Here is a 12,064-nt window from a genome sequence, read left to right as displayed (position 1 = left end):
CGGAGGTACGCCCCGATGTCGGAAGACCGGAAGCTCGTTGACTACCTCAAGTCGGTCGCAGCTGATCTGCGGGAGACTCGTCGGCGGCTTCAGGAGGTTGAGTCGGGCAGGCACGATCCGATCGCGATCGTGTCGATGGCGTGCCGCTTTCCGGGTGATGTCAACTCTCCCGAGGACCTGTGGCGTCTGTTGGCCGAGGGCGGGGACGGAATCGGGGAGTTTCCGACGTCGCGTGGCTGGGACCTCGGGGTGGTGTACAACCCGGACCGGGAGCGCCGGGGCACCAGCTACGTCCGTGAGGGTGGCTTCCTGCACGAGGCCGGGGAGTTCGATCCGGGGTTCTTCGGGATCTCGCCGCGTGAGGCGCTGGCGATGGACCCGCAGCAGCGGCTCCTTCTTGAGGTGTCGTGGGAGGCTTTCGAGCGGGCCGGGATCGACCCGGTCTCGCTGCGCGGCAGCCACACGGGCGTGTTCGCCGGTGTGATCTACCACGACTACGGGCCGAGCGTCGAGTTCCCGCTGGACGTGAGGAGCTTCGTCAGCACCGGGACCGCCGGAAGCATCGCCACCGGGCGTATCGCCTACACGCTGGGCCTGGAGGGCCCGGCGGTCACGGTGGACACCGCCTGTTCGTCCTCCCTGGTGGCGTTGCACCTGGCCGCGCAGGCGCTGCGCTCGGGCGAGTGCGATCTGGCCCTGGCGGGAGGCGTGACCGTGATGGCCACGCCCGGAATGTTCATTGACTTCAGCGCCCAGGGCGGGCTGGCCGGCGACGGACGATGCAAGCCGTTCGCCGACGCGGCCGACGGCACGAGCTGGTCCGAGGGCATCGGCATGCTGGTGCTGGAGCGGCTGTCGGACGCGCAGCGCAACGGGCACCAGGTGCTGGCGGTGGTGCGGGGTTCGGCGGTGAACCAGGACGGTGCGTCCAACGGGTTGACCGCGCCGAACGGTCCTTCGCAGCAGCGGGTGATCCGCCAGGCGCTGGCCGGCGCCGGGCTCACTCCCGCCAACGTGGACGTGGTCGAGGCGCACGGTACCGGTACGACGCTGGGTGACCCGATCGAGGCGCAGGCGCTGCTGGCCACCTATGGCCAGGACCGGCCGGAGGATCGGCCGCTGCTGCTGGGGTCGGTGAAGTCGAACATCGGTCACACTCAGGCCGCCGCGGGTGTGGCGGGTGTGATCAAGATGGTCATGGCGATGCGTCAGGGGGTGCTGCCCAAGACGCTGCATGTGGACGCGCCGTCGTCGCATGTGGACTGGTCGGCCGGCGCGGTGGAGTTGCTGACCGAGAGCAGGTCCTGGCCTCAGGTGGACCGGCCCTGGCGGGCGGGTGTGTCGTCGTTCGGTTTCAGTGGCACCAACGCGCACGTCATCATCGAACAGGGCCCGGGAACCCCTGACGCTGAGCCAGGTACGCAGGAGCGGGCACCGGCGGACGCGGCCACGGGTGTGGCACCGGTGCTGGTGTCGGGCCGTACGGCGGGGGCACTCCGAGCGCAGGCCGAGCAGCTGGTGTCGTTCCTGGACGGTCAGCCTGGTCCGGGCCTGGCCGACACCGCGTTCTCGCTGGCCACGACGCGGTCGGCGTTCGAGCATCGGGCCGTGGTGCTGGCCGATGGCCGTGATGGTGCGCTGGCCGGGCTGGGTTCGCTGGTCGAGGACCTGCCGGGCGCGGGTGTGGTGCGCGGGGTGGCCGGGGCGCAGCCGGAGCTCGCGGTGTTGTTCACCGGCCAGGGGAGTCAGCGGGCCGGGATGGGCCGGGAGCTGTATGAGCGGTTCCCGGTGTTCGCGCAAGCTTTGGACGAGGTGGTCGCGGAGCTGGACCCGCTGCTGGACGGGTCGTTGCGCGAGGTGCTGTTCGCCGGGCCGGGTACGGCCGAGGCGGAGGCGCTGGATCGGACCGGGTGGGCGCAGCCGGCGCTGTTCGCGGTGGAGACGGCGCTGTTCCGGTTGGTGTCCTCGTGGGGCGTGGTGCCGGATGTGCTGGCCGGCCACTCGATCGGGGAGATCGTCGCGGCGCATGCGGCCGGGGTGCTGTCCCTGAAGGACGCCTGTGCGCTGGTCGCGGCGCGGGCGCGGTTGATGCAGGCGTTGCCGTCCGGTGGGGCGATGGTGGCGGTGCGGGCCGCCGAGGAGCAGGTCGCCGAGCTGCTGGCCGGGCGCGAGGACCAGGTGTCGGTCGCGGCGGTGAACGGCCCGTCCTCGGTGGTGATCTCCGGGGTGGAGGAGGCGGTGCTGGAGGTCGCCGCCGCTCTGGAGGAGCGCGGGGTGCGGACGAAGCGGTTGCGGGTGTCGCACGCGTTCCACTCGCCGCTGATGGATCCGATGCTGGAGGACTTCCGGGCCCTGGCCCGCACCCTGACCTACGACCCGCCGCAGATCCCGGTGGTCTCGACCCTGACCGGGGAACCGGCCACCGACGAGCAGTTGTGCTCGCCGGACTACTGGGTGGAGCAGGTGCGCGGCGCGGTCCGCTTCGCCGACGGCGTCCGGGCCCTGCACCACCAGGGCGTGCGGGCCTACCTGGAGCTGGGCCCCGACGGCGTGCTCACCGCCATGGCCGCCGACACCCTTGCCGACGACGCGGAGGTGCGCGTCTCGGATGCCGTGCTCGTGCCGGTACTGCGTAAGGACCGCGACGAGCACACGGCGGTGATGACGGCGTTGGCCGAGCTGCATGTGCACGGGGTGCCGGTCGACTGGCGATCGGTGCTGCCGGGCGGGCGCCGGGTCGACCTGCCCACCTACCCGTTCCAGCACGAGTGGTACTGGCCCCGCGAACGGCGGGTGGGCGACGCCCGGAACCTGGGGCTGGCCGCGGCAGGGCATCCTCTGCTGGGCGCCGCTGTGGCGCTTGCCGCCTCGGACGGCGTACTGCTGACCGGCCAGCTGTCGTTGCGGTCCCAGGCATGGCTGGCCGATCACGCCGTGGGGGGGAGGGTACTGTTCCCCGGCACCGCGTTCCTGGAGCTGGCGATCCGGGCCGGTGACCAGGTCGGCTGCGACCTGGTGGAGGAGCTCACCCTGGCGACGCCGCTCGTACTGGGCGAAACCGACACCGTCGCGGTGCAGGTGTGGGTGGGCGCGGACGAGTCGGGCAGACGCGACCTGAGCATCTACACCCGGCCCGCCGAGGCCGCCGACGACGAGCCGTGGGTACGGCACGCGGTCGGAGTCCTAGCCGCCGGCGGCCAGACCGCTGAGCGACTCGATCCCGAAGTCTGGCCGCCGGCGGGCGCGTCCGCGATCGAGCTGGACGGGCTGTACGACCAGCTCGCCGAGGGCGGACTGAGCTACGGGCCACTGTTCCAGGGCCTGCGGGCGGCCTGGCGGCGTGATGACGAGATCTTCGCCGAGGTGAGCCTGCCGACCCGGCTTGAGTCGGACGCCGGTTCGTTCGGCGTGCATCCGGCCCTGCTCGACGCGGCGTTGCACGTGGTGACGTTCGCCGGGCTGGACGACACCGAGGGGAGCCGGTTGCCGTTCTCCTGGGGTGAGGTGTGTCTGCACGCCGGTGGCGCGTCGGCACTGCGGGTACGACTGGCCAGGACCGAGGGCGATGCCGTCTCGCTGGCGGTGACCGACGTGGCGGGTGAACCGGTACTGACGGCGCGGTCACTCGTACTGCGCCCGATCACGGCGGCCACCGGCGAAAGTGGCCGTAGAAGCGAGCGGGACCCACTGTTCAGGGTGGAGTGGACGGCGTTGCCGTCGGCGCGGGTGGCGCCGGCGGCCGATACCGCGCCGTCGGCGGTGGCGGTGGTCAGCCTCGGCACGCTGGAGTTCGAGGACACGGACACGGTGCCGAGCGTCGTACTGACCGAAGTGCTCTCCGATTCGGCCGATGCCGTGGTGGGCTCGGCGCACAAGCTGACCACGCACGTCCTGGACGCGCTGCGGCGGTGGCTGGTCGACGATCGGTATCGCGATTCACGGTTGGTGTTCGTGACGCGGGGTGCGGTCGCGGCCGAAGACGGAGAGGTGGTGTCGGATCTGCCGGCCGCTGCGGCATGCGGGTTGGTGCGTAGCGCCCAGTCCGAGAACCCGGGCCGGTTCCTGCTGGTCGACGTGGATGAACACCAGGAGTCGCTGTCGGCTCTGCCGGAAATGCTGTCCACGCTGTTCGCTTCCGGTGAGCCGCAGGTGGCGGTGCGTGAGGGCAGGGTGCGGGTGCCGCGGTTGGCGTCGCTGGCCTCGGGGGCGGGTCTGCTGCCGCCGGCCGGGGTGCCGTGGCGGTTGGGCAGCCGGGCCAAGGGCAGCTTGGACGCGCTGGAGTTGCTTCCGTTTCCGCAGGCGGCCGAGCCGCTGGAGGCCGGGCGGGTACGGGTGGCGGTGCGTGCGGCGGGGGTGAACTTCCGGGACCTGCTGGACGGGTTGAACGCGCTGGGCTGGTTCCAGGACAGGGTCGGCCTGATGGGCAGTGAGGCCGCCGGGGTGGTGCTGGAGGTCGGCCCCGGCGTCGAGGATCTGCGTCCGGGGGACCGGGTGGTCGGTCTGGTCGAGGGCGGTTTCGGCCCGGTGGTCGTCGCCGGTGCCGGCGGATTGACCAGGATTCCCGATGGGTTCTCGTTCGAGGAGGCGGCGACGATCCCGGTGGTGTTCCTGACGGCCTTCTACGGGCTGATGGATCTGGCCGGGTTGCGGGCGGGTGAGCGGCTGCTGGTGCACGCGGGTACCGGCGGGACCGGGATGGCGGCGATCCAGCTGGCGCAGCGGCTGGGCGTGGAGGTGTTCGCCACGGCCAGTCCGGCCAAGTGGGAGGTGCTGCGTTCGATGGGCATCCCGGACGACCACATCGCCTCCTCGCGCACCCTGGAGTTCGAGGAGCGGTTCCGCGCGGTCTGCGGCGAGCGGGGCATCGATGTGGTGCTGAACTCGCTGACGGGTGAGTTCATCGACGCCTCGGCGCGACTGCTGCGCCCGGGTGGCCGGTTCGTCGAGATGGGCAAGCTGGACATCCGTGAGCGGGGGAGTTTCCCGGGGCTGGAGTACCACTGGTTCGACGTGATGGACGCCGGGCCCGAGCGGTTGCGGCAGATCCTGGCCGAGCTGATGGAGCTGTTCGCCGCCGGTGAGCTGCGGCCGTTGCCGGTCACGACGTGGGATGTGCGCCGGGGCCGGGAGGCGTTCCGGTTCATGAGCCAGGCCAGGCACACCGGGAAGATCGTGTTGACCATGCCCCGGCGCTGGGATGCGGAGGGCACGGTGTTGATCACCGGTGGCACCGGTGGTCTGGGCGCGCTGTTCGCGCGGCATGTGGTGGCCGAGCGGGGTGTGCGGCATCTGCTGCTGACCAGCCGGAGGGGGCTGGACGCCCCGGGTGCGGTGGAGTTGCGGGCCGAGCTGATCGCGCACGGGGTCGAGGTCACGGTCGCCGCCTGTGACGTGGCGGAGCGGGAGCAGGTCGCCGCGCTGCTGGCGCAGGTCGATGCCGACCATCCGCTGACCGCGGTGATCCACACCGCGGGCGTGCTGGACGACGGGACCGTTCCCTCGCTGACGCCGGAACGGCTGGACGCGGTGCTGCGGCCGAAGGTGGACGCCGCCTGGCACCTGCACGAGCTGACCCAGGATATGGATCTGGCCGAGTTCATCGTGTTCTCGTCGGTGGCGGGCGTGATCGGAGCTCCCGGTCAGGGCAACTACGCCGCGGCCAACTCGTTCCTCGACGCGCTGGCCCAGCACCGCGGGACCGCGGGGCTGCCCGGGTTGTCGCTGGTCTGGGGTGCCTGGGCTCAGGACAGCGGGATGACCGGCACCTTGAGCGATGACGACATGGAGCGGCTGGCCCGTGCCGGTACGCCACCGATCGCACCGGAACAGGGCGTCGCCTTGTTCGAGGCGGCGACCCGTTCCGGCGAACCGGTCGTGGCTCCGGTCCGGCTGGATCTGCCGGTGCTCCGCGCACAGGGCGAGGTTCCGCCACTGCTGCGCAAGCTGGTGCGGGGCAGGCGCCGGTCCGCCGGGAGGTCGGAGGCGGCCAGCACATTGCTGCAGCGGCTGGCTCCGCTCACAGCGGCCGAGCGTGCCGAGGTCCTGGTGGATCTGGTGCGTACCGAGGTGGCCTTGGTGCTGGGGCACGTCTCGCCGGAGACGGTGGAGGTGCGGCGGGAGTTCCGCGAGCTGGGGTTCGACTCGTTGACCTCGGTGGACCTTCGCAACCGACTGAACGGTACGACCGGGTTGCGGTTGCCGGCCACGCTGGTGTTCGACTACCCGACGCCGGCCGTGCTGGCGGAGTTCCTGCTGGCCGAGTTGTTCGGTGAGCACGCCGATGTGATGGTTCCCACCGAGGTCCGGCCGGTGGCCGACGACCCGATCGTGATCGTGGGCATGGCCTGCCGTTACCCGGGTGGGGTCACCTCGCCGGAGGACCTGTGGCGGCTGGTCACCGAGGGGGCGGACGCGATCTCGCCGTTCCCGACCACGCGGGGCTGGGATCCGACGGCCTTCTACAGCCCCGATCGGGAGCGCCGGGGCACCAGCTACGTCCGTGAGGGTGGCTTCCTGCACGAGGCCGGGGAGTTCGACCCGGGGTTCTTCGGGATCTCGCCGCGTGAGGCGCTGGCGATGGACCCGCAGCAGCGGCTGCTGCTGGAGACGTCCTGGGAGGCGATCGAACGGGCCGGAATCGACCCGGCGTCGCTGCGCGGCAGCCGTACCGGTGTGTTCGCCGGTGTGATGTACCACGACTACGCGACCAGTGTGTCGTTCCCGCCGGAGGTGATGGGGTTCGTCGGCACCGGCACCGCCGGAAGCGTGGCGACCGGTCGCCTTTCCTACACCTTCGGGCTGGAGGGCCCGGCGGTGACGGTGGACACCGCCTGCTCGTCCTCGCTGGTGGCGTTGCACCTGGCGGCGCAGGCGCTGCGCGGTGGCGACTGCTCGCTGGCGCTGGCCGGTGGCGTGACCGTGATGGCCAACCCGGGGCCGTTCATCGACTTCAGCGCGCAGGGCGGGCTGGCCGGTGACGGCCGGTGCAAGTCCTATGCGGACGCGGCCGACGGGGTCAACTGGGCCGAGGGCGTCGGGATGCTGGTGCTGGAGCGGTTGTCGGACGCGCAGCGCAACGGTCATGAGGTGCTGGCGGTGGTGCGGGGTTCGGCGGTGAACCAGGATGGTGCGTCAAACGGGTTGACCGCGCCGAACGGTCCTTCGCAGCAGCGGGTGATCCGCCAGGCGCTGGCCGGCGCGGGCCTGTCCTTCGCCGAGGTGGACGCGGTCGAGGGGCACGGTACCGGGACGACGCTGGGTGACCCGATCGAGGCGCAGGCGCTGCTGGCCACCTACGGGCAGGACCGGGACGAGGACCGTCCGCTGCTGCTGGGGTCGATCAAGTCGAACCTCGGGCACGCCCAGGCGGCGGCCGGTGTGGCGGGCGTGATCAAAATGGTCATGGCTCTGCGGCACGGCGTGCTGCCCCGGACGTTGCATGTGGATGAGCCGTCGTCACATGTGGACTGGTCGGAAGGCGCGGTGGAGTTGCTGACCGAGTCCAGGTCCTGGCCTCAGGTGGACCGGCCACGTCGGGCGGGTGTGTCCTCGTTCGGCATCAGCGGCACCAACGCGCATGTGATCTTGGAGCAGGGGCCGGAGGCTCCTGAGGCGGAGCCGCGTGACCAGGGCCAGACGCCGGGTGCGGTGCCGTGGGTGGTGTCGGCGAGGACCCCTGAGGCGTTGCGTGAGCAGGCGAGCCGTCTGGGTGCGCAGATGGAGGCGGCCGGCGAGTTCGACCCGGTGGATGTGGGGTCGTCGCTGGTGGTGTCGCGGTCGGTGTTCGAGCACCGTGCGGTGGTGGTCGGCGGGGATCGTGCGGGTCTGCTGGCGGGGCTGGGGGCGGTTGCCGCGGGTGAGTCGGTGCCCGGGGTGGTGTCCGGGGTGGCGGACATCGACGGTAGGTCGGTGTGGGTGTTCCCGGGTCAGGGGGCGCAGTGGGTGGGGATGGGTGCGCGGTTGTTGGAGGAGTCGGCGGTGTTCGCGGGGCGGATGGCGGAGTGTGCGGCGGCGTTGGAGCCGTTCGTGGAGTGGTCGTTGCTGGAGGTGGTCCGTCAGGTGGAGGGTGCTCCGGGGTTGGAGCGGGTGGATGTGGTGCAGCCGGTGTCGTTCGCGGTGATGGTGTCGCTGGCGGCGGTGTGGGAGTCGTTGGGGTTGCGTCCGGATGCGGTGGTGGGGCATTCGCAGGGTGAGATCGCGGCGGCGGTGGTGGCCGGGGCGTTGTCGGTGCAGGACGGGGCGCGGGTGGTGGCGTTGCGCAGCCGGTTGATCGGTGAGCGGTTGGCGGGGTTGGGGGCGATGGCGTCGGTGGCGGCGTCGGTGGAGCGGGTTGGGGCCGCTTTGCTGGAGGGGGTGTCGGTGGCGGCGGTGAACGGCCCGAGTTCGGTGGTGGTGGCCGGTGAGGTCGCGGCGGTGGAGGAGCTGGTCGAGCGGCTGACCGCTGAGAACGTGCGGGTGCGGCGGATCGCGGTGGATTACGCCTCGCATTCGGCGCAGGTGGATCTGATCGGCGATGAGCTGGCCCAGGTCCTGGCGGGGGTGGCGCCGGGGCCGGTGCGGGTGCCGATGCTGTCGACGGTGACCGGTCAGTGGCTGGAGGGTCCGGAGCTGGAGGCCGGGTACTGGTGTGAGAACCTGCGCCGCACGGTCGCCTTCGCTCCGGCGGTCGGGCAGCTGCTGGAGCAGCGGTATCGGGTGTTCGTCGAGGTGAGTCCGCACCCCGTACTGACGGTCGGCATCGGCGAGTGTGTCGACGAGACCGACGCCGTCGCGGTGGTCGCCGGGACGTTGCGCCGCGACGATGGCGGCTTGGAGCGGGTGCTGGTCTCGGCGGCGGAGCTGTTCGTACGTGGTGTGGCGGTGGACTGGCGGCAGGTGCTGGCCGGCGGCCGGCGGGTGGATCTGCCGACGTACGCCTTCCAGCATGAGCTGTTCTGGCCGGTGGGGGCGGGTTCCCAGGTGGGGAATGTGGCCGCGGCGGGGCTGGCGGTGGCGGGACATCCGCTGCTGGGCGCCGCCGTGGGCCTGGCCGACTCCAACGGGGTGCTGCTGACCGGCCGTCTGTCGCTCTCGTCGCATCCGTGGCTGGCCGATCACGCGGTGGCCGGGATGGTGATCTTCCCGGGTACCGGGTTCCTTGAGCTGGCGATCCGGGCGGGTGACCAGGTCGGTTGTGACGTGGTGGAGGAGCTGACCCTGACCGCGCCACTGACGCTGGGCGAGGGCGAAGCCGTCGCGGTGCAGGTGTGGGTGGGCGCCACGCAGGAGACGGGCCACCGGAGCGTGAACATCTATGCCCGGTCGGCCGAGGCCGTCGACGACGTGCCGTGGGTGCGGCACGCCACCGGCATGCTGGCCGTCGGGGCCCCGGTCACCGGTGCTCCCGATGCCGAGCCGTTCGACGCGACGGTCTGGCCTCCGGCCGGCGCGACCGCGATCGGGCTGGACGGGGTGTACGAGGAGCTGGCCGCGGGCGGCTTCGAGTACGGCCCGGTGTTCCAAGGGCTGCGGGCGGCCTGGCGCGGCGCCGGCGGCGAGGTGTTCGCCGAGGTCGCGCTGCCCGAGCAGACGGTGTCGAGCGCGGGTTCGTTCGGGATGCACCCGGCGTTGCTGGACGCTGTGTTGCACGCGGTGCCGTTCGCCGGGCTGGAGCCGGTCGAGGGCGGCCGGTTGCCGTTCTCCTGGGGGCAGGTGAACCTGCAGGCCACCGGGGCGGCGATGCTGCGTGTGCGACTGCTCCGGACGGGCGATGACGCCGTGTCGCTGACTGCGGTGGACACCGCGGGCGAGCCGGTGCTGTCGGCGCGTTCGCTGGTGCTGCGCCCGTTCACACCTGATCAGCTCGCCGTCGGCGGCGGTCAGGTGGCGGAGCGGGATGGGCTGTTCCGGCTGGACTGGACCCCGCTTTCCGAGATTTCCGTGGCTGATCCGGCGCCGGTGGCGGTGGTCGGTTTCTCGGGGTTCGAGCCGGACGCCCTGGGCCTCGCGGCGGTGTGGGAGTCGGCTGGGCAGTCGGTGCCGGTTCACCATGATCTGTCGGTGTTGGGCGAGGCGGGGCCGGTGCCGGGGACGGTGCTGGCCGAGGTGGTGACCGATTCTGCCGAGGACGCGGTGGCCTCGGCGCGTGCGGTGACGGCCGGGGTGCTGGGTCTGTTGCAGGGGTGGCTGGCCGACGAGCGGTTCAGTGACTCGCGTCTGGTGTTCGTTACCCGGGGCGCGGTCGCGGCCGGTGAGGGTGAGGCGGTCACCGATCTGGCGGCCTCGGCGGTGTGGGGGTTGGTGCGCAGCGCGCAGTCGGAGAACCCGGGCCGGTTCGCGCTGGTCGATCTGGGCCCAGGTGAGTACGGAGACGAGTACCCGGACCCGGGCGCGGATGAGACCTCGCCCGGTGCGCCGAGGGCCGCGCTTCCCACGCTGCTGGGCGGGGTGCTGGCTTCCGGCGAGCCGCAGGTGGCGGTGCGTGACGGTGGGGTGCGGGTGCCGCGGTTGGCGTCGCTGGCCTCGGGGGCGGGTCTGCTGCCGCCGGCCGGGGTGCCGTGGCGGTTGGGCAGCCGGGCCAAGGGCAGTCTGGACGCGCTGGAGTTGCTTCCGTTCCCGCAGGCGATCGAGCCGCTGGAGGCCGGGCAGGTGCGGGTGGCGGTGCGTGCGGCGGGGGTGAACTTCCGGGACCTGCTGGACGGGTTGAACGCGCTGGGCTGGTTCCAGGACAGGGTCGGCCTGATGGGCGGCGAGGCCGCCGGGGTGGTGCTGGAGGTCGGCCCCGGCGTCGAGGATCTGCGTCCGGGGGACCGGGTGGTCGGCCTGACCGAGGGCGGCTTCGGCCCGGTGGTGGTCACCGGTGCCGGCGGGTTGACCAGGATCCCCGATGGGGTCGGCTACGAGCAGGCCGCGACGATCCCGGTGTCGTTCCTCACCACCTACTACGGGCTGATGGACCTGGCCGGGTTGCGGGAAGGTGAGTCGCTGCTGGTGCACGCGGGTACCGGCGGGACCGGGATGGCGGCGATCCAGCTGGCGCAGCGGCTGGGCGTGGAGGTGTTCGCCACGGCGAGCCCGGCCAAGTGGGAGGTGCTGCGTTCGATGGGCATCCCGGACGACCACATCGCCTCCTCGCGCACCCTGGAGTTCGAGGAGCGGTTCCGTGCGGTCTGCGGCGAGCGGGGCATCGATGTGGTGCTGAACTCGCTGACGGGTGAGTTCATCGACGCCTCGGCGCGACTGCTGCGCCCGGGTGGCCGGTTCGTCGAGATGGGCAAGCTCGACATTCGCGACCAGGGGCAGTTCCCCGGGCTGGAGTACCACTGGTTCGACGTGCTGGACGCCGGGCCCGAGCGGTTGCGGCAGATCCTGGCCGAGCTGATGGAGCTGTTCGCCGCCGGTGAGCTGCGGCCGTTGCCGGTGACGGCGTGGGATGTGCGCCGGGGCCGGGAGGCGTTCCGGTTCATGAGCCAGGCCAGGCACACGGGCAAGATCGTGCTGACGATGCCTCGGGTCTGGGACCCGGAGGGCACGGTGTTGATCACCGGTGGGACGGGTGGTCTGGGTGCGGAGGTGGCTCGGCATCTGGTGGCCGAGCACGGGCTGCGGCATCTGCTGCTGGTCAGCCGCAGGGGGTCTGGACGCTCCCGGCGCGCTGGAGTTGCGGGCCGAGCTGATCGCGCACGGGGTCGAGGTCACGGTCGCCGCCTGTGACATGGCGGACCGGGACGCGGTGGCCGGCCTGCTGGCCGGGGTGGCTGCCGGGCATCCGCTGACCGCGGTGATCCACGCGGCCGGAGTCCTGGATGACGGGACGATCGCCTCGTTGACGCCGGAGCGGCTGGATGGGGTGTTGCGGCCGAAGGTGGACGCGGCCTGGCATCTGCACGAGCTGACCCAGGGGATGGATCTGGCGGGGTTCGTGGTGTTCTCCTCGCTGGCCGGGGTTGATGGGTGGTGCGGGTCAGGGTAACTATGCGGCGGCGAATGCGTGGTTGGACGCGTTGATGGCGCGGCGTCGGGCGCAGGGGTTGCCGGGGTTGTCGCTGGCGTGGGGGTTGTGGGCGCAGGCCACCGGGATGACCGG

2 protein-coding genes and 1 pseudogene are annotated in these 12,064 nt (G+C 71.8%); all 3 read left to right on the top strand.

Features of this window, described 5'->3' with window-relative positions:
- The first annotated feature begins 15 nt into the window (after positions 1 to 15).
- Positions 16 to 11,691: an SDR family NAD(P)-dependent oxidoreductase gene (locus tag ACFQVD_RS15180; protein WP_386368534.1), complete on the top strand. Its 11,676-nt coding sequence runs from the start codon at positions 16 to 18 to the stop codon at positions 11,689 to 11,691.
- Positions 11,639 to 11,950, top strand: a complete 312-nt coding sequence (locus ACFQVD_RS15175; protein WP_386368532.1) for a KR domain-containing protein — start codon at positions 11,639 to 11,641, stop codon at positions 11,948 to 11,950. The genes ACFQVD_RS15180 and ACFQVD_RS15175 overlap by 53 nt, the downstream gene beginning before the upstream one ends.
- Positions 11,928 to 11,993: pseudogene (locus ACFQVD_RS15170) on the top strand (KR domain-containing protein); the annotation flags it as partial. The gene ACFQVD_RS15175 and the pseudogene ACFQVD_RS15170, both read left to right, overlap by 23 nt.
- Positions 11,994 to 12,064 lie beyond the last annotated feature (71 nt).

Source organism: Streptosporangium amethystogenes subsp. fukuiense (genome assembly GCF_042665875.1).
Taxonomy (GTDB): domain Bacteria; phylum Actinomycetota; class Actinomycetes; order Streptosporangiales; family Streptosporangiaceae; genus Streptosporangium; species Streptosporangium fukuiense.
The sequence above is the reverse complement of the archived record's forward strand: the minus strand, read 5'-3'. Positions and strand labels throughout refer to the sequence as shown.